Annotated in this window: 19 protein-coding genes; 10 read left to right on the forward strand and 9 right to left on the reverse strand. The window is 72.4% G+C overall.

What is annotated here, in order from left to right:
- Window positions 1-155: 155 nt before the first annotated feature.
- From def to ACIRPU_RS26675, 8 genes are all read right to left on the reverse strand, one after another.
- A complete protein-coding gene (def, locus tag ACIRPU_RS26640) occupies window positions 156-806 on the reverse strand; it encodes a peptide deformylase (RefSeq protein WP_384118647.1) in 651 nt (216 codons plus the stop codon).
- Window positions 807-1029: 223 nt separating this feature from the next.
- On the reverse strand, window positions 1030-2010 hold the full coding sequence (locus ACIRPU_RS26645) for a hypothetical protein (RefSeq protein ID WP_020130775.1): 981 nt from the start codon (window positions 2008-2010) through the stop codon (window positions 1030-1032).
- Between the two features lie 125 nt (window positions 2011-2135).
- Window positions 2136-3401, reverse strand: a complete 1266-nt coding sequence (locus ACIRPU_RS26650) for an HD-GYP domain-containing protein (RefSeq protein ID WP_403871662.1) — start codon at window positions 3399-3401, stop codon at window positions 2136-2138.
- Entirely contained in the window at window positions 3398-4705 is a 1308-nt protein-coding gene (locus ACIRPU_RS26655) for an HD-GYP domain-containing protein (RefSeq protein WP_403871664.1), read from the reverse strand. The genes ACIRPU_RS26650 and ACIRPU_RS26655 overlap by 4 nt, the downstream gene beginning before the upstream one ends.
- Before the next feature lie 198 nt (window positions 4706-4903).
- Window positions 4904-5206, reverse strand: coding sequence for a mycothiol system anti-sigma-R factor (gene rsrA, locus ACIRPU_RS26660; protein ID WP_355704008.1), 303 nt, complete (start codon window positions 5204-5206; stop codon window positions 4904-4906).
- On the reverse strand, window positions 5203-6063 hold the full coding sequence (locus tag ACIRPU_RS26665; protein WP_403871666.1) for a sigma-70 family RNA polymerase sigma factor: 861 nt from the start codon (window positions 6061-6063) through the stop codon (window positions 5203-5205). The genes rsrA and ACIRPU_RS26665 overlap by 4 nt, the downstream gene beginning before the upstream one ends.
- Before the next feature lie 98 nt (window positions 6064-6161).
- On the reverse strand, window positions 6162-6809 hold the full coding sequence (locus tag ACIRPU_RS26670) for an alpha/beta family hydrolase (RefSeq protein WP_403871668.1): 648 nt from the start codon (window positions 6807-6809) through the stop codon (window positions 6162-6164).
- A 1-nt stretch (window position 6810) separates the two neighbouring features.
- Window positions 6811-7626 carry an SOS response-associated peptidase gene (locus ACIRPU_RS26675; RefSeq protein WP_403871734.1) on the reverse strand — a complete coding sequence of 272 codons (816 nt, stop codon included), beginning with the start codon at window positions 7624-7626 and terminating at the stop codon, window positions 6811-6813.
- 50 nt (window positions 7627-7676) lie between these two features.
- Between ACIRPU_RS26675 and ACIRPU_RS26680 the strand changes: the two genes are divergently transcribed.
- The 4 genes from ACIRPU_RS26680 (at window position 7677) to ACIRPU_RS26695 (ending at window position 11347) form a co-directional block, all read left to right on the forward strand.
- The gene (locus ACIRPU_RS26680) at window positions 7677-8399 is read left to right on the forward strand and encodes a M50 family metallopeptidase (protein WP_403871670.1); all 723 of its coding nucleotides are present in this window, start codon (window positions 7677-7679) and stop codon (window positions 8397-8399) included.
- Between the two features lie 121 nt (window positions 8400-8520).
- Window positions 8521-9861, forward strand: coding sequence for a 3-phosphoshikimate 1-carboxyvinyltransferase (aroA, locus tag ACIRPU_RS26685; protein WP_384118638.1), 1341 nt, complete (start codon window positions 8521-8523; stop codon window positions 9859-9861).
- Between the two features lie 11 nt (window positions 9862-9872).
- A complete protein-coding gene (rsgA, locus tag ACIRPU_RS26690; protein ID WP_020130784.1) occupies window positions 9873-10883 on the forward strand; it encodes a ribosome small subunit-dependent GTPase A in 1011 nt (336 codons plus the stop codon).
- A gap of 140 nt (window positions 10884-11023) precedes the next feature.
- Window positions 11024-11347, forward strand: coding sequence for a multidrug efflux SMR transporter (locus ACIRPU_RS26695; RefSeq protein WP_351761078.1), 324 nt, complete (start codon window positions 11024-11026; stop codon window positions 11345-11347).
- Here ACIRPU_RS26695 and ACIRPU_RS26700 read toward each other — a convergent pair.
- Window positions 11341-11967, reverse strand: coding sequence for a helix-turn-helix domain-containing protein (locus ACIRPU_RS26700; protein WP_355704001.1), 627 nt, complete (start codon window positions 11965-11967; stop codon window positions 11341-11343). The genes ACIRPU_RS26695 and ACIRPU_RS26700 overlap by 7 nt on opposite strands.
- A 169-nt stretch (window positions 11968-12136) precedes the next feature.
- Between ACIRPU_RS26700 and hisN the strand changes: the two genes are divergently transcribed.
- From hisN to ACIRPU_RS26730, 6 genes are all read left to right on the forward strand, one after another.
- On the forward strand, window positions 12137-12937 hold the full coding sequence (gene hisN, locus ACIRPU_RS26705; RefSeq protein WP_384118636.1) for a histidinol-phosphatase: 801 nt from the start codon (window positions 12137-12139) through the stop codon (window positions 12935-12937).
- A gap of 159 nt (window positions 12938-13096) precedes the next feature.
- Window positions 13097-13489, forward strand: a complete 393-nt coding sequence (locus tag ACIRPU_RS26710) for a cyclic nucleotide-binding/CBS domain-containing protein (protein WP_384118635.1) — start codon at window positions 13097-13099, stop codon at window positions 13487-13489.
- A gap of 217 nt (window positions 13490-13706) precedes the next feature.
- Window positions 13707-14123: a Fur family transcriptional regulator gene (locus ACIRPU_RS26715; protein ID WP_351761087.1), complete on the forward strand. Its 417-nt coding sequence runs from the start codon at window positions 13707-13709 to the stop codon at window positions 14121-14123.
- A 98-nt stretch (window positions 14124-14221) separates the two neighbouring features.
- Window positions 14222-14989: an ABC transporter ATP-binding protein gene (locus tag ACIRPU_RS26720; protein ID WP_385561833.1), complete on the forward strand. Its 768-nt coding sequence runs from the start codon at window positions 14222-14224 to the stop codon at window positions 14987-14989.
- Window positions 14986-15873 carry an ABC transporter permease gene (locus ACIRPU_RS26725; RefSeq protein WP_403871675.1) on the forward strand — a complete coding sequence of 296 codons (888 nt, stop codon included), beginning with the start codon at window positions 14986-14988 and terminating at the stop codon, window positions 15871-15873. Before ACIRPU_RS26720 ends, ACIRPU_RS26725 begins: the two co-directional genes overlap by 4 nt.
- Window positions 15870-17051: an ABC transporter substrate-binding protein gene (locus ACIRPU_RS26730; protein ID WP_403871677.1), complete on the forward strand. Its 1182-nt coding sequence runs from the start codon at window positions 15870-15872 to the stop codon at window positions 17049-17051. The genes ACIRPU_RS26725 and ACIRPU_RS26730 overlap by 4 nt, the downstream gene beginning before the upstream one ends.
- Window positions 17052-17087: the final 36 nt, after the last annotated feature.

A 17087-nucleotide genomic window follows, 5' to 3' on the forward strand; every position in this document is an offset into this window, starting at 1 on the left:
ACCACCCCAACATGCCGAGAATCCGCCCCTGCGTGACTGGTTATGGATCAGCAGATGTGCAGTAGATGTGCGTAAGCGATCGAACGTCCGTCGGACACACGAACGACGCCCGGCCGGAGGGATCCCGGCCGGGCGTCGTGGTGGTGCGGATGGGCTCAGTCGTTGGCGACCACGGGGTAACGGGGCTCGTTCTCGGCCATCTGCCGCAGGGCGTCCTTGCGTTCGCGCTTGGACAGACGGTCGATGTAGAGGTAGCCGTAGAGGTGGTCGGTCTCGTGCTGCAAACACCGAGCGAAGTATCCGGTGCCGCGTACCTTGATCGGGTTGCCCTGCTCGTCCTGACCGGTCACCTCGGCGTAGTCGGGACGGGCCAGCGGCGCGTAGGCGGTGGGCACCGACAGACAGCCCTCGTTGCTGTCGTCCAGCCGGCGCCGGTCGGCGGGCAGTTCGACGAGCTTGGGGTTGCAGACGACGCCGGTGTGCCGGACGCCGTCGTCGTCGGGGCAGTCGTAGACGAAGACCTTCCGGTCGACGCCGATCTGGTTGGCGGCCAGGCCCACTCCCTCGGCGATGTGCTGCGAGGCGAACATGTCCGCGACCAGCTGCCGCAGCTCCTCGCCGAACTCGGTGACGTCCTTGCACTCCTTGTGCAGCACCGGGTTCCCGACGACGGTGATCGGCCGCGAGGTGCCGGCCTCACGCCATGCCAGCTCGCGCGCCTCCGCCTCCTCGGTGTCGATGACGAAGCCCTCGTCGTCCACGGGGAGCACGCCCGCGTGCTGCTGATCGGTGTCCTGCTGGGCCATGACCGACGATGCCTTCCTCAGTGGAACAGGGGGTGAAGTTGCTGATACAGGGTACGGGGGTCGCGCCCCCTGGGGGCGCGCAAGGGGCGCGGGGAACTGCGCGACCAGCCACGACGGCACCCCGGCGACCCACGAACTCGAGAGACCTGGCGGACCTGACAGACCTGACAGACCGGACGGGCCTGACAGAGGCGGACCCACCTGACAGACCGACCTGGCAGGACTAACAGACCTCTTCCAGGTCCCGCCAGTCACGAGAGTCCGGGCTGTCCGCGACCCACCCGTCCAGCAGCCCCCGGACGAGAGACGCGGGGGCGGCCACGCCGCACTCCCGCTCCGGCACCCACAGCTGCCCGTCCGTCCGGTGCCCGAGCGGACCCGGATGCCCCGGCTCGCTGTGGTCGTGCGGGTCCAGATGCTCGCCGTCACCCTCGTCGGACGGCATCCGCGACTCCGAGCACATCCGGCAGAGCAGCCGCACCGACGACGACCAGTCCTCCGCCGCGAAGCCGGCGTCGGCCGCCAGCTGCTCCAGCGCGTCCCGGTCGGACTCGGTGGCCGCCTCCAGCAGGACGACCCAGGTCGGCACGGGCGACGGCGCCCACAGCTCGATCTCGTCGAAGACCGGGTAGGAGTGGCCCGTGGCGGTGGTCCGCTCCCCGTGCGGCACCCCGTCGTGCAGTACGACCTCGCCCCAGCGCCGCCCGGACGAGGGCAGCGGGATGGACAGCACCTCCATCCGGGCGGGGTCCAGCCGCCGCCCCCACACCACCTCGGCCTCGCCCTCGGGCGACAGCCGTACGGCCGCGCTGCCCAGCTCCATGCCGACCGGCTCGCCCGCGCCTATGGCGTTGCCGGGCACCCGCAGCCCGTACGCCTGCCAGGCCCGCCGGGCCAGCGGCCAGTCCTGGAGGGCGGTGGCGGCGATGCCGACGTTCCACCAGTCGGGGGCCCCGGCCTCGCGGTCGAGGAGGGCGACGGCGCGCAGACCCGCCGTGCGGGCCTGCTCCCAGTCGTGCCGGAACTTGTGCAGCAGGGCGAGGTTGAACCAGGACTCGGACAGCCAGGGTTCCAGGTCTGCGGCACGTGTCAGCAGCGCGCCCGCGTCCTCGTACCGCCCGTCGCCGATCAGCGTGAACGCGCGGTCGGTGGCCTGCCGCCAGGAGGCGGAGGGCCGGTGCCGTCCCTTGCCGAAGATCCTCACGATTCCCGCCTGCCAGTTCCGTTCTGTGGGCTGGCCAGTGCCCCCGGACACTCTCTCCCTCGCATCCAACCACGTGTGGCCGGAGGGCCGCTCATTACCCATGGGTTACCCACCCACCGCCAAGGTCAGACAGCCCAGCCGTCGCCCACCACCCTGCCCGAAGCACTGCGTGCCACCCCCATGTTCCAAAGGACCCTGGCCAGCGCCTCCACCACCTCGGGCGCGTACTCCCCGCCGGTGCCGAGCCGGAGCTCCTCCAGGGCGGTGAGGGGCCCACCGGGACCGCTTCCCTGCACCTTCTCCTCGTATGCGTTCACGACCCGGACTATGCGCGCGGCCACCGGCTGCTCCGGGTAGGGGTCGGCCTGCCGCTCGACGACCGTCGCGACCTGGGCGCCCGCTCCCGTCTGGCGGACGACGGCCCCGCCGAGCAGCGCGATCCGCCGCTGCTGCGCCGCCGGCAGCTCGGCGGTGGCCCCGGCCGGGACCGGGTCGACGAGGCTGAGCTGGCCGATGTCGTGCATGAGGGCCGCGTACTCCAGGACGGTCAGCTCGGGCTCCGGGAGCCCCAGGTCCCGGCCCACGGCCTGGCTGAGGGCCGCGACCCGGCGGGCGTGCCCGGCCGGCGTGTACCCGGCGATCTCGGTGGCGCGGGCCAGCGAGGCGATGGTCTGCCGGTAGGTGGCCCGCACCGCCGCGTACCGGCGCAGGGACAGCTGGGTGAGCAGCAGCGGCACCGAGAACACCGGCAGCGCCCACAGCCCGACGACAGCCACCGCGAGCGCCATCACCGCTCCCGTCGCGCAGACGGCCGAGCCGATTCCGGGCACCGCCCGCAGCTCGTCCCGCAGCAGCGGGGTGAACGGCCAGCCGGTACGGGAGTGGGCGAGCGCGGCGGCGACCACGGCGTCGCACAGGACGGTCAGGACGAGCAGCGCGAGCAGCAGCAGCGCGTAGGCGGGGCCGCTCCAGCCGTCGAACACTCCGCGGTTGTGGAGGGGCTGGAAGCAGACGGCGGCGAACCCGACGGCCAGCACCCGCCGGACCAGGTGGTCGAGGACGGCCTGCCCGCGGGCCAGCTGCGGCACGCTGCCGAGCAGGGAGGCGGCGACCACGACCGCCACGACCTGGGTGACCCCGTGGTGCGTGGAGTGCCCGGCGTGCTCTCCGACCAGGGCGTAGGACAGCGACCCGGCGGCGCCGAGCGGCGCGGCCTCACGCAGCGGGGGTCCGCTCTGGGGGCGGGTCAGCTCCCCGACGGCGACGAGGACCCCGAAGGCGAGCGCCACGGGCCGGTCCTCGACGCCCATCATGAACGTGACGAAGAGGGAGACGGCGACGAGGAGCGCGGCCGCGAAGTGAAGGGCGACGTGCGAGCGGCGGACGGTCATCGCCGCACCCCGGACCGGTCGTCGGGGGCCTGCGCGGGCACGGCCGGCCGGTCCTCCTCGGCGGTCACGACCGGATGCCAGCCGTCCCGGGCGATGACGTGCGCCAGCGCCGCGACCATCCGGGGGTCGAACTGGGCGCCCGCACACCGCCGCAGCTCCTCCAGGGCGACGTGCACCGGCCGGGCCCTGCTGTAGGACCTGGTGGACGTCATGGCGTCGAAGGCGTCCGCGACGGCGACCACCCGGGCCGGCTCCGGGATCTGGCTGCCCACCAGCCCGTACGGATAGCCCTTGCCGTCGATGCGTTCGTGGTGGTGGAGGATCGCCGAGCGGGCCTCGCCGAGGAAGGAGATCCCGCGGGTGATCTCGTGCCCGTACTCGGGGTGCAGCTCGATCACGCGCCGCTCCTGCGGTGTCAGCGGCCCGTCCTTGCGCAACAGCCGGGTGGGGACGCCGAGTTTGCCGACGTCGTGCAGGATCCCGGCGAAGCGGAGCATGTCGATCCGGCTCTCGTCCATCCCCAGTTCGCGCCCGATCAGCACCGAGGCCTGGCCGACGCGTTCGCTGTGTCCGCGTGTGTAGCCGTCCTTGATGTCGACGGCCTGCACCAGGGCGCGGATGGTCGCCTGGTGGGCGGCGCGCTCGCGGTGGTACTGCGCGAACACCCACCACGACACGGCCATCGGGAACAGCACGAGCAAGGCGGCCACCGGCCCGTACGGGCTCTGCCACAGCACGGCCATCATCAGCCCGCCGAGCCCGTGCACGGCCAGCGGCGCCAGGGAGCGCAGGAACAGCCCCCGGCACACCCGCCGCAGCGGCAGCCCTTCGGCGAGCGCCAGCATCCCGCCGTCCAGCAGGGCGAGCGCGGCGCAGAACACCAGCACGGCCGCGCCCGCCGGCAGCAGCGCGCACGGCACGTCGGAGCCGGCCACGGCGTCCCGCCCGCCGAGCGCGGCGTGCACGCGGGCGGCGGCCCACACGGCGAGCGAGGAGTGGGCGGCCCGCCAGACCCGGCGCAGCAGCAAGGGGCGCCGCTCGACGTGCGAGAACAGCGCCCCGGGCAGCGGGACGAGAGCGGCCGCGGCCTGCGTGAGCAGGAACGCCCCGGCCAGCAGCACGGGGTGGAGGGTGCCGGCGAACCTGCGCCGGGCGATCCGCTCGCCGCCGGCGTACAGGGCGGCGAGCAGGGCGACGGCCCACCAGGGGGTACGCGCGCCGGGTAGCGAGGGGAGCGTGCACAGCAGGGCGCCGAGGGCGACACAGGCGGCGTAGACGCGCGCCCGCGCCGCGGTCCCCTCCATGACGCCTCCCCCAGCCGTACCTGTCCGGGCTCAGGAGCCTAGGACGGCCGGGGGCGGGTCCGCGGGCGTATCACCCGCTGATTAGCACATTCGAGTGACGGCAACGCTTCTGGAAACGGCTTCCCGAAAACGGGCCGCCTGGCCGCCTTCGGAGCGGGCCGCCTGGCCCCCTTCGGAGCGGGCCTCCAGAGAAGGGGGTCAGCTCTCCTGGACCGTCGCCGTCACGTCATGCTCGGGGACGGCCTGGCCGGAGCGGATCAGATCGATCCGGCCCATGACCTTGGCGCGCAGGTCGGTCGGCACGTCGTCACTCCCGCAGCACCGCTTGACCAGCTTCTTCACGGCCTCCTCCAGCCCGTACTTCTCCAGGCAGGGGGAGCACTCCTCGAAATGGTGCTGGAACTTGTCCCGGTCCAGCGGAGGCATCTCGCTGTCGAGGTACTCGTACAGGTGGTCGAGGACCTCACCGCAGTCCGTCTCGTGCGGATCTCCGCAGCTCATGAGCCCGAACCTTTCGCTTCGTTCGACTCTCCGGCACCGGCCGGGACCAGCCCTCGCTCACGGGCGTAGTCCTCGAGCATGCCGCGCAGTTGACGGCGGCCCCGGTGCAGCCGGGACATCACCGTACCGATGGGTGTCCCCATGATGTCCGCGATCTCCTTGTACGCAAAGCCCTCTACGTCCGCGAGATACACGGCGATCCGGAACTCCTCGGGGATGGCCTGGAGCGCCGCCTTCACGTCCGAGTCGGGCAGGTGGTCCAGCGCCTGCGACTCCGCGGAGCGCAGACCGGTGGACATGTGCGACTCGGCACGCGCCAGCTGCCAGTCCTCGATCTCCTCGGCCGCGCTGCGCTGGGGTTCACGCTGCTTCTTGCGGTACGAGTTGATGAAGGTGTTGGTCAGGATCCGGTACAGCCAGGCCTTGAGGTTGGTGCCCTCGCGGAACTGGTGGAAGGACGCGTACGCCTTCGCGTACGTCTCCTGCACCAGGTCCTCGGCGTCGGCCGGGTTACGCGTCATGCGCAGCGCGGCCGAGTACATCTGGTCGAGGAACTCGAGCGCGTCCCGCTCGAAGCGCGCGCTGCGCTCGGCGGTGGACTCCGCGCCCGTCTCCTGGCTCACGCCCTGGCCCTCGGGCAGCTCCGCCTGGCCGTTGTCGGTCCCTGCGTCGGTACCGGTGACCGGACCCACCTCCTCAAGATCGCGGGTAGGACCGAAAGCGATCCCACTCGAATCGGAGGATAGACGACTACCCGCGCCTGCCGCCGCTCCAATAGGAGCGGTCCTGGCCGCGTGCAGTACCGTCCAGTCCAGATCGGCGCGGCTGCTGCGACTCGGGCAGATGGTCGAACCCATGCGGCGGACTTCCTCTCCCACTGACTTCGGTGCCGGTTGTTCAGCACTTCTGTCCGCCTCAACAGCGCCCGGCTCCTCCGCATTCCCCACCCGTCACCTCACCCGAGTGAAGCGACCCACCCGACGACTGCCGCGGTGACGACCTCCAGCGTCTCCTCCTGGGTGACCCCGGCCCGCTTGGGCACGGCGAACCCGTGGTCGCCGTACGGCACCTCCACGAGGGCGTACCCGCCCGCGGGGAACTCGTCCGGTCTGCCGAAGGGGTCGTTGCCGCCCTGGACGACGAGGGTGGGCACCCCCGCCCCGAGCAGCTCGTCGGCGCGGGACTTCTCCGGTCTGCCCGGCGGGTGGAGCGGGAAGCTCAGCGCGAGCACGGCGTGCGCACCGAGCTCGGTGGCCGTGCGGCAGGCCACCCGCGCGCCCGCCGACCGGCCGCCCGAGATCACCGGCAGCCCGGGCGCGACGACGGCCGGCCAGATCCCGCGCCAGCCGACGTCGAGGGTCTTCGGCGCGGGCGCGACCTTCTTGCCCGCCACCCGCCAGGGCTGCTCCACGAGGGCGACGCTCACCCCGTGTCCGGGCAGCACGGCGGCGAGCGCCCGAAGGTCCCGGGCCTCGACACCGCCCCCGGCGCCATGGCTGACGGCGAGGACCAGCCGCGGCTTCTCGGCGTGGTGCCAGGTGACGCGGGCGGTACCCGCGTCGGTCTCCACCGTTTCGGTGCTCACCACTGTTTCGCTGCTCACGTCAGAAGAGTGTGCCCTCCTCGGGCCCCTCCAGCTCCTTCAGCAGCTCCGGGCCGTTGTTGCGGACGCTGCTGACGGCCGTGGACACCGGGTAGGCGCGCATCAGTCCGGCCGGTGGGGGTTCGAGGAGGGAGCGGAGGTCGTCGACGTCCGTCCGCGCCGGGTCCAGCCAGGCGTCCCAGCGGTCCGGGGTGAGCATCAACGGCATCCGGGGGTGGATGTCGGCGAGGGCGTGCGGGCCGTCGGCGGGGGCCACGGCGAGCGGGGAGGTCTCCGCCTCGGTCGTGATCACCGAGCACGTCACCCACCAGGCCTGCGGATGGTCGTCGGGCAGGGTCCGGTCCCGCCAGAACTCGTACAGCCCGGCCATCGCGAAGACCGTGCCGTCGGCCGGGAGCACGAAGTAGGGCTGCTTGCGCGGCCGCTTCTTCTTCCCCTCGACCTCCAGGTCCCGTTCCTGGACGCCGGTGACCCACTCGTAGTAGCCGTCGGCGGGCAGGACGCAGCGCCGGCTGGTGAAGGCGCGGCGGAAGGAGGGCTTCTCGTGGACGGTCTCGGCACGCGCGTTGATCATCCGCGCGCCGCCCTCGGGGGTCTTCGCCCAGGAGGGGACCAGTCCCCACTTCAGTTTCCGCAGCTGCCGAACCGGGCGCTTGTCGTCGGCGTCCTTCACCGGACGGTCGAGGACGGCGTAGACCTCCTTGGTCGGCGCCACGTTGTAGTCGGGCTCCAGGGCCTCCTCGGGCTCCCACTTGTCGACTTCAAAGATTCCTGCGAGATCCTCGGGCCTGCGACTCGCTGCATACCGTCCGCACATACGTGCCACACTGCCAGACTCCTTGAGCCGAAAGGGAGCCACCAGAAAACATGGAGAGCACCGCCGCCCTCGCGCTGCCCGACCTGTGGGACCGTCTCGTCGGCACCCAGCCCGACCCCGACCTGTGGGTGGTGGTGGCCACCGCGGTCGCCGCCCTCGCGGTCGTCGTGCCGCACACCCTGTGGCGGATATCCCGCAACGCGATCACCATCGCCCACGAGGGTGGTCACGGCCTGGTCGCGCTGCTGACCGGCCGCCAGCTGACCGGGATCCGGCTGCACTCCGACACCAGTGGCCTGACCCTCAGCCGGGGCAAGCCGCACGGCCTCGGCATGATCCTCACCGCGGCGGCCGGCTACACCGCTCCCCCACTGCTCGGCCTGGGCGGGGCCTCCCTCCTCGGCGCCGGCCGCATCACCCTGCTGCTGTGGGTGGCGACGGCGCTGCTGGTCGTGATGCTGGTGATGATCCGCAACGCGTACGGCGTCCTCACGGTGGTCCTCACCGGCGGCACCTTCCTGCTGGTGTCCTGGCTGGCGGGGCCGCAGGTACAGGCGGCCTTCGCGTACGCGGTGGTGTGGTTCCTCCTGCTGGGCGGCGTACGGCCCGCCTTCGAGCTCCAGGCGAAGCGCTCGCGCGCGGGCGCGGGCGACTCGGACGCGGACCAGCTGTCCCGTCTGACCCATGTACCGGCGGGCCTGTGGCTGTTCCTGTTCCACGCGGTGAGCCTGTGCGCCCTGCTGGGCGGGGGCAGGTGGCTGCTGGGGCTGTGACGCAGTCCCGAAGCGGCGCGTCGCAGGGGTGCCGGAGGTGACGTCCACGGCTTCGTCGCGGGGCGCCGCCGGCCCCGACGGCGCGGCACCCGAAGGACGGCCGACCACTAAAGTGGGGCCCATGGCTCCGAACCCCGCCCACACCGCCCTCTGGCCCGCCCCGCACGCCGGCGAGGCCGTCGCCGCGACGGTCCACGTCCCGGGGTCGAAGTCCGTCACCAACCGTGCCCTCGTCCTCGCCTCCCTCGCCTCCGAGCCCGGCTGGCTGCGCCGCCCGCTGCGCTCCCGCGACACGCTGCTGATGGCGGCCGCCCTGCGCGAGATGGGCGTCGGCATCGAGGAGACCGTGTCGTCGAGCTCCTCCGGCGCCGGGAGCCCCGACGGCACCGGCGAGGCCTGGCGGATCCTCCCCGCGGGGCTGCGCGGACCGGCCACGGTCGACGTCGGCAACGCGGGCACGGTGATGCGCTTCCTGCCGCCGGTCGCCGCCCTCGCCGACGGCCCCGTCCGCTTCGACGGCGACCCGCGCGCGTACGAGCGTCCCCTGAACGGCGTCGTCGACGCGCTGCGTGTCCTCGGCGCCCGGATCGACGACGACGGCCGCGGCGCGCTGCCGCTGACCGTGCACGGCGGGGGTGCGCTGGACGGCGGGACGGTGGAGATCGACGCCTCGTCCTCGTCCCAGTTCGTGTCGGCCCTGCTCCTCTCCGGCCCCCGCTTCAACCAGGGCGTGGAGGTCCGCCACACCGGCTCCACGCTGCCCTCCGTACCGCACATCCGGATGACGGTCGACATGCTGCGCGCGGTCGGCGCGCAGGTGGACACCCCGGAGTCGGGCGGCGAGCCGAACGTCTGGCGGGTCACCCCGGGGGCCCTGCTGGGCCGGGACCTGACGATCGAGCCCGACCTGTCCAACGCCCAGCCGTTCCTGGCGGCGGCGCTGGTGACGGGCGGCCGGGTGCTGATCCCGGACTGGCCGGCCCGCACCACCCAGCCGGGTGACCGGCTGCGCGAGATCTTCACCGAGATGGGCGGCTCCTGCGAACTGGCCGACTACGGCCTGGTCTTCACCGGCTCCGGCTCGATCCACGGCATCGACGTCGATCTCGGTGACGTCGGCGAGCTGACCCCGGGCATCGCGGCCGTCGCCGCCCTCGCGGACTCCCCGTCCACCCTGCGGGGCGTGGCCCATCTGCGCCTGCACGAGACGGACCGGCTGGCCGCGCTGACGAAGGAGATCAACGAGCTCGGCGGCGATGTGACGGAGACCGCCGACGGTCTGCACATCCGCCCGCGCCGGCTGCACGGCGGGATCTTCCACACCTACGACGACCACCGCATGGCGACGGCCGGCGCGATCATCGGCCTGGCGGTGGAGGGCGTGCAGATCGAGAACGTGGCGACGACGGCCAAGACCTTGCCGGACTTCCCGGAACTGTGGACCGGGATGCTCGGGGTATAGGGACTTTCGCCATGCGCCGCTACAGCAAGAACACCGACGAGGACGACATCCGCAGCCGCCCGAACCGCAAGGGCAACCGGCCTCGGACGCACATCCGGCCCAAGCACGAGGACGCCGCCGAGGGCATGGTCCTCACCGTGGACCGGGGCCGGCTGACCTGTCTGGTCGACGACCGGATCGTGATGGCGATGAAGGCCCGCGAGCTGGGCCGCAAGGCCGCGATCGTGGGCGACCGGGTCGCGATCGTCGGGGACCTGTCCGGCAAGAAGGACACCCTGGCCCGCATCGTCCGCATCGAGAAGCGCACCTCGGCACTGCGCCGTACCGCGGACGACGACGACCCCTACGAGCGCGTCGTCGTGGCCAACGCCGACCAGCTCGCCGTGGTCACCGCCCTCGCCGACCCCGAGCCCCGCCCGCGGCTGATCGACCGCTGCCTGGTGGCGGCCTTCGACGCCGGCCTCACCCCCCTGCTGGTCATGACGAAGTCGGACCTGGCCTCGCCGGACAAGCTGTTGGAGCTGTACGGCCATCTCGACATCCCGTACGTCGTCACCAGCCGCGACGAGCTGGAGAACGGCGACGCGGCGGACCGGGTGCGCGCGTTCCTGGCCGGGCGGATCACGGCGTTCGTCGGTCATTCGGGCGTCGGAAAGACCACCCTGGTCAACGCGCTGGTCCCGGAGGAGCGACGACGGGTGACCGGCCATGTGAACGCGGTGACCGGCCGCGGCCGCCACACCACGACGTCGGCGCTGGCCCTGCCCCTGGCGGGCACGGACGACTGGGTGATCGACACCCCCGGCGTGCGGTCCTTCGGCCTGCACCACGTCGACCCGTCCCGGGTGGTCCTCGCCTTCCCCGACCTGGTGCCGGGCACGGAGGGCTGCCCGCGCGCGTGCAGCCACGACGAGAAGGACTGCGCGCTGGACGCGTGGGTGGCCGAGGGGCACGCCGATCCGGCGCGGCTGTACTCCCTGCGCCGGCTGCTGGCCACCCGTGAACGCACGGAAGGCGACTGATCCACCGGCTGATCCGCAGACTGATCCACCGGCTGATCCACCTGCTGACCATCGCGTTGTTTGCGTCCGCCCGGGCTCGGTAAGTGCATAATCGCACCGAGCCGGAGCCGGACCGGGCCGGGCGGACGGAGGGACAGCACATGGCGTGGCTGCTGGTCGTCGTGGCCGGGTTGCTCGAGACCGGTTTCGCCGTATGCCTCAAGCTGTCCCACGGCTTCACGAGGCTCTGGCCCACCATCGCCTTCTGCGCCTTCGCGCTGGGGAGCTTCGGTCTGCTGACGCTCTCTCTGAAGAAGCTCGACGTGGGCCCCGCCTACGCCGTGTGGACGGGCATCGGCGCGGCGGGCACCGCGATCTACGGCATGATCTTCCTCGGCGACCTGGTGTCGGTCCTGAAGCTCGTCTCGATCAGCCTGGTGATCATAGGAGTGATCGGGCTCCAGCTGTCGGGGTCGGCTCACTGACCCGACCGGTCGGCCGGATGCCGCTGGAGCGCCCCCCGCACCAGCTCCGCGACCCCGCCCTCTCCCGCCACGGGCGCGGCCACACAGGACAGGGCGAGCCGGACGGCCAGTTCGCAGGAGCGGGCCAGGTCGGCGGCCTCGGCCCGGACGGCGCCGGGACCGGAGAGCACGGCCACGGCCCGGTCGCGGACGGCGCCCACCAGGTCACCGGGCGAGGGCAGCGGCCCGTCCGCCCGCCGCTGGGCCGGCACGGCGGAGGAGGACGGCACCGCCGAGAGCGTCGGCGAGGGCAGGCGCTCGCTCCAGAATCCGGTGAGGACGGCCCGTACGAGGACGTTGTCGCGGGCGGCGGCGGTGGTCCACTCGGCGGCGGCGACGAGTCTCTCCCGGGCGTCGCCGTGCGCGGCCAGCGCCCGCTCGACCCCGGCGAGGTAACCGTCGGCCTCGCGCCGCACGAGCGCCCGGGCCAGGCCCTCCTTGCTGCCGAACTCGTTGTACAGCGTCTGCCGGGACACCCCGGCCGCCGCGGCGACGTCCACCATCCGCACCGCGGCCCACGGCCGTAGTGCGAGCGCCCTGAAGGCGGCGTCCAGTAGGGATTCCCGCGCTGCAGGCATCATCGCCTCCCTGGGGCGAGCGGCTCTGCGCCCAGGTTTGACGCGGACGGGGGCACTGTCAAGGGTTCGCGGGGCGGCCGACGGTCCACCGGCCGCGTCCGCGGCTGCTCCACCCGTCCATCCCGCGGTCCCCTGTGGCCCGTTCTCACCTTCGGCGGATACGGTTCGTCCCATGCCGGACTACCACGACGACCTCCGACTCGCGCACGTCCTCGCGGACGCCGCCGACGCCGTGACCATGGACCGTTTCAAGGCCCTCGACCTCAAGGTCGAGACCAAACCGGACATGACCCCGGTGAGTGAGGCCGACAAGGCCGCCGAGGAGCTCATCCGCGGTCAGCTCCAGCGGGCCCGTCCGCGCGACGCGATCCTCGGCGAGGAGTACGGCGTCCAGGGCACCGGCCCCCGCCGCTGGGTGATCGACCCGATCGACGGCACGAAGAACTACGTACGGGGCGTTCCCGTCTGGGCCACCCTCATCTCGCTGACGGAGGCGGCCGAGGGGGGCTACCAGCCCGTGGTCGGCGTCGTCTCGGCCCCGGCGCTGGGCCGGCGCTGGTGGGCGGCGAAGGGGCACGGCGCCTTCACCGGGCGCAGCCTGACCTCCGCGTCCCGCCTGCGCGTCTCCCGGGTCTCGGAGCTCTCGGACGCCTCCTTCGCGTACTCCTCGCTGACCGGCTGGGAGGAGCGCGGACACCTGAACGGCTTCCTCGACCTGACCCGCGAGGTGTGGCGCACGCGCGCGTACGGCGACTTCTGGCCGTACATGATGGTCGCCGAGGGCTCGGTCGACCTGTGCGCCGAACCCGAGCTGTCCCTCTGGGACATGGCGGCCACGGCGATCGTCGTGACGGAGGCCGGCGGCACCTTCACGGGTCTCGACGGCCGCCCGGGTCCGCACAGCGGGAACGCCGCCGCGTCGAACGGACTGCTCCACGAGGAGCTGCTCGGCTATCTCAACGAACGCCACTGAAAAGCCCGCCCGGGCTTCACAGATGAGCGCGCGCGCCCTCAATTGGCTGCGCGCGCCCTCTTGTTGACCCCCGCTTTACCTGCCACGCTGACAGCACCCCCCACTTGTGAACTTGTGAATCCATGAACAACCGTGGATTCAAAGGAGGTGGCTCCAGCCATGCTCGTCCGCGACGCCATGAGCACGGTGGTCCTCACCATCGGCCCCGCACACACCCTCCGTCAGGCCGCCGCCCTGATGGCCGCCCGCCGCGTCGGCGCGGCCATCGTCCTCGACCCGGACGCCGGCGGCATCGGCATCCTCACCGAGCGGGACATCCTCAACTCCGTGGGCCTGGGACAGGATCCGGACACGGAACGCACCCACGCCCACACCACCAACGACGTCGTCTTCGCCGCCCCGAGCTGGACCCTGGAGGAGGCGGCCCGGGCGATGGCCCACGGCGGCTTCCGGCACCTGATCGTCCTCGACCGCGACGAACCGGCCGGCATCGTCTCGGTCCGCGACATCATCCGCTGCTGGGCGCCGGCGCGGCAGCAGGTACCCGTCTGAGCGCGCGAACGGGCCGGGCCCCGTGAGGGAGACCCGGCCCGTTCGCCCACGACGAGCGGTCCAGTGCCGTCGGCCGCGCAGGTCCTGGACCGCGACCTTCAGCCGCTCACCGCGGATTCCGTGCGCTTGATCCTACAATGGACTTCATCCAATTCAATCCAGGATCTAAAGTCACACCTGTTCGGGACCTGGTCCCATTAGCTGCTAGGCTGATTCCATGAGCGACCTTCTGGAACGGCTGCGCGGACGCGGATGGCGAATGACCGCGCAGCGGCGTGTCGTGGCCGAGGTGCTCGACGGCGACCATGTCCACCTGACCGCCGACGAGGTGCACTCCAGGGCCGTCGTCCGGCTGCCCGAGATCTCCCGGGCGACCGTCTACAACACGCTCGGCGAGCTGGTCTCCCTCGGCGAGGTGCTCGAGGTCGCCACCGACAAGCGCGCCAAGCGGTACGACCCGAACGCGCACCGCCCGCACCACCACCTGGTGTGCGCCCGCTGCGGGGCGATCAAGGACGTCCACCCGGGCGGCAACCCGCTGGCCGACCTCCCCGACTCGGAGCGCTTCGGCTTCGCGGTCTCGGACGTCGAGGTGACGTACCGCGGGATCTGCCCGGACTGCGCGGCGGCGTAACTCCCGCCTCCGGCCCCGCCCTCCGCGCCCCCTCCCCACGCCCCCTCCCCCGCACGTGGGGTTCCCGAATCTGACGGGTCGTCATATCGTCAGGGGCTGTGGGAGTTCCGTATCCGAAACTCAGCGCACGTGATCTGACCCGAACCTTCGGCCGGGGCCCGGGCGCGGTGGCTGCCCTCGGCCCCCTCGAACTGACCGTCGCCCCCGGCGAGTTCACCTGCGTCGTCGGCCCTTCGGGCTGCGGCAAGTCCACCCTGCTGCGGATCGCCGCGGGTCTGCTGCGCCCGAGCACCGGCACGCTGGAGATCCGCACCGCGAGCCCCCGGCCCGCGGCGATGATCTTCCAGGACTACGGGATCTACGACTGGAAGACGGTCCGCGCCAACGTCCGCTTCGGCCTGGACGTCCAGCGCGTCCCCCGCCGCGAGGCGAACGCCCGCGCCGACGACTGGCTGGCCCGCACGGGCCTGACGGACTTCGCGGACGCCTACCCCGCGACCCTCTCGGGCGGTATGCGTCAGCGGGTGGCCATCGCCCGCGCCCTGGCCGTCGAACCGGAAGTACTGCTGATGGACGAGCCCTTCGCCGCCCTGGACGCCCAACTCCGCACGATCCTCCAGGACGAGCTCCTCGACCTCGCCCAGGCCACCCGCACGACCACCCTCTTCATCACGCACAGCCTCGAGGAGGCGATCGTCCTGGGCGACCGCGTCCTGGTGATGTCCGCCCGCCCCGGCCGGATCATCGCCGAGCACCGGCCGCCCTTCCCGCGCCCGCGCACGGGGGACATCCGTGCGACACCCGAGTTCACGGCCCTGAAGGGCGAGTTGTGGGACCTGCTGCGGAGGGAGGCCGTACCCGCGTGAGCACCCTGCTGAAGAACTCGGGCCCGGGCGCCGACCCGGATCCGGCGGAACCGGTCCTGGTCCGCCGCCCCGGCCCCGAGGAGCTGCACCCCGTACGCACCCACCGCCGCCGCAGGGCCCTGGAACTGTCCCTGGCGGTCGCGGTCCCCCTGCTGCTGGTCCTGCTGTGGCAGTTGGCGGCCGTCCGCGGCTGGATCGACGACCGCGTCTACCCGGCCCCGTCCACGATCCTCGCCGACGGCTGGGACCGGGCGGCGGCCGGCGAACTGTGGCCGGACGTGTGGGCCACACTGAAGCGCGTCCTGGGCGGCTACGCGCTCGGCACGGCGACAGGCTACGCGCTGGGCCTGCTGATGGGCTCCCTGACGCTGGTCCGGGCGGCCCTGGAACCGCTCCTGGACGCCCTGTACGTCGTCCCGAAACTGGCCCTCCTGCCGGTCTTCCTGAACATGTTCGGCCTGGGCGAGGGCCCGCAGGTGGCCCTGGTGGCGACGACGGTCTTCTTCTTCGTGTGGATCTCGACGATGTCCGCGGTGCTCGCGATCCCCGCCGGTCATCGTGACGCGGGCCGCGTCTTCGGCGCCTCCCCGTGGCAGATGTTCCGCCATGTCCTGCTCCCGGCCTCGCTGCCCGCCGTCCTGGTGGGCGCGCGGATTGCGGCGGGCGTGGCGGTCCTCGTGATCGTCGCCTCGGAGCAGATCGCCGCGGCGGACGGGCTGGGCCACCTGATCTTCGACTCACGCGCGCTGTTCGAGAACGACGTGATGTTCGTCGGGATCGTCTGTGTGGCGGCGCTCGGGGTGGTCTTCTCCGAGCTGGTGCGCATCGTGGGACGGCTGCTCACGCCGTGGGCGCCGCGGGACCGGGGCCGGGGGCAGACATGAGGAGACGTTTCCAGGGGTTCGCGCCGACGGTGCCGGTCGCACTGGCCGTGGCCGCCCTGCTGACGGCGCTGACGGCGACGGCGTGCTCGTCGCCTTACGCGGGCGACGACGCCGACGCGCGGGCGCGGTCCGAGGGCGCGACGCGCGCGATCCGTCCGGTGGAGGGCTGCGGCACCAGTTCCTGGACGGACCCGGCGGACCTCTCCGCCGACCGGACCCTCGCCCGCTGCCAACCGGGAGCCCCACCCCCCGTGCCCCTCTCCGAGCGCCGCGGGATCACGATCGCGACGGGCACGCTGAGCGCGGAGTACGTGGCCCCGCTGGAGGTCGCCCTCGACAAGGGCGAGTTCGCGCGGGAGGGCCTGGACGTCACCCTCAGGGTGCTGCCCACGCCCGACGCGCTGCCCCTGCTGGCCAAGGGGGACGTCGACGCCCTGTGGGCGGCCCCGGAGGCGGCGGTCATGAACGGCGTCCGGGGCGGCTTCGACATCCGTTGGGTGGCGGGGAACTTCTCGCCCGGCCCCGGCTCGAAGAGCGGTCTGTGGGTACGGCTGAAGGACGGCGAGAGCGCGGCCGACGTCAAGATGTCGGGCAGGCGGCTGGGCACGATGATCGGCAAGGGTTCGGTGATCGCCTACCCCATGGAGAAGGCCCTGCGACGGCACGGCGGCGACCTGGCCCGGATCCAGTATCAGCAGCTCGGCTCCGCCGATGTCCTCATCGCCCTGGAGAACGGCGGCGTCGACTCGGCCTGGCTGCTCGACCCGGTCTGGCGCAGGGTCGACGACAAGCCGGGGTACGCCTTCCTCGGCGGCCAGCCTCCCGGCGAACCCCTGGGCGGCCTGCTGTACGGCCCGAGTCTGCTCGCCGACGACATGGACGCGGGGGTGGCCCTGCTGCGGGCCTACCTCCGCACCGTGAACACGTACTTCGTCGCGGACTACAAGAAGGACGCCGCGTTCGTCACGTACCTCGCGAAGCTGCTGAAGATCGACGAGGCGATCCTGGAGTCCACGCCCTCGCTCCGGATGGACTGGGAGATCCGCGCCGGCACGACCGACCGCCTGCAAGCCGCCTACGAGGCCCAGGGGGTCACCTCGGAATCGACGTCTCCGCTCCCGGAGTCGAGAACGGTGGACCGGCGCCTGTACGAGGAGGCCGTGGGCCATGAACCGTGACGGCCCTGACGGCCCCGCCGCGACGAGAAACGACCG

The organism is Streptomyces sp. NPDC102259 (assembly GCF_044766465.1).
Lineage (GTDB): Bacteria > Actinomycetota > Actinomycetes > Streptomycetales > Streptomycetaceae > Streptomyces.

What these genes read in the sequence shown, in the direction of transcription:
- def (WP_384118647.1), bottom strand. Translation starts at nt 806, where the DNA reads ATGGCCCAGCAGGACACCGATCAGCAGCACGCGGGCGTGCTCCCCGTG.
- ACIRPU_RS26650 (WP_403871662.1), bottom strand. Translation starts at nt 3,401, where the DNA reads ATGACCGTCCGCCGCTCGCACGTCGCCCTTCACTTCGCGGCCGCGCTC.
- ACIRPU_RS26655 (WP_403871664.1), bottom strand. Translation starts at nt 4,705, where the DNA reads ATGGAGGGGACCGCGGCGCGGGCGCGCGTCTACGCCGCCTGTGTCGCC.
- rsrA (WP_355704008.1), bottom strand. Translation starts at nt 5,206, where the DNA reads ATGAGCTGCGGAGATCCGCACGAGACGGACTGCGGTGAGGTCCTCGAC.
- ACIRPU_RS26665 (WP_403871666.1), bottom strand. Translation starts at nt 6,063, where the DNA reads ATGGGTTCGACCATCTGCCCGAGTCGCAGCAGCCGCGCCGATCTGGAC.
- ACIRPU_RS26675 (WP_403871734.1), bottom strand. Translation starts at nt 7,626, where the DNA reads ATGTGCGGACGGTATGCAGCGAGTCGCAGGCCCGAGGATCTCGCAGGA.
- ACIRPU_RS26680 (WP_403871670.1), top strand. Translation starts at nt 7,677, where the DNA reads ATGGAGAGCACCGCCGCCCTCGCGCTGCCCGACCTGTGGGACCGTCTC.
- aroA (WP_384118638.1), top strand. Translation starts at nt 8,521, where the DNA reads ATGGCTCCGAACCCCGCCCACACCGCCCTCTGGCCCGCCCCGCACGCC.
- rsgA (WP_020130784.1), top strand. Translation starts at nt 9,873, where the DNA reads ATGCGCCGCTACAGCAAGAACACCGACGAGGACGACATCCGCAGCCGC.
- ACIRPU_RS26695 (WP_351761078.1), top strand. Translation starts at nt 11,024, where the DNA reads ATGGCGTGGCTGCTGGTCGTCGTGGCCGGGTTGCTCGAGACCGGTTTC.
- ACIRPU_RS26700 (WP_355704001.1), bottom strand. Translation starts at nt 11,967, where the DNA reads ATGATGCCTGCAGCGCGGGAATCCCTACTGGACGCCGCCTTCAGGGCG.
- hisN (WP_384118636.1), top strand. Translation starts at nt 12,137, where the DNA reads ATGCCGGACTACCACGACGACCTCCGACTCGCGCACGTCCTCGCGGAC.
- ACIRPU_RS26710 (WP_384118635.1), top strand. Translation starts at nt 13,097, where the DNA reads ATGCTCGTCCGCGACGCCATGAGCACGGTGGTCCTCACCATCGGCCCC.
- ACIRPU_RS26715 (WP_351761087.1), top strand. Translation starts at nt 13,707, where the DNA reads ATGAGCGACCTTCTGGAACGGCTGCGCGGACGCGGATGGCGAATGACC.
- ACIRPU_RS26730 (WP_403871677.1), top strand. Translation starts at nt 15,870, where the DNA reads ATGAGGAGACGTTTCCAGGGGTTCGCGCCGACGGTGCCGGTCGCACTG.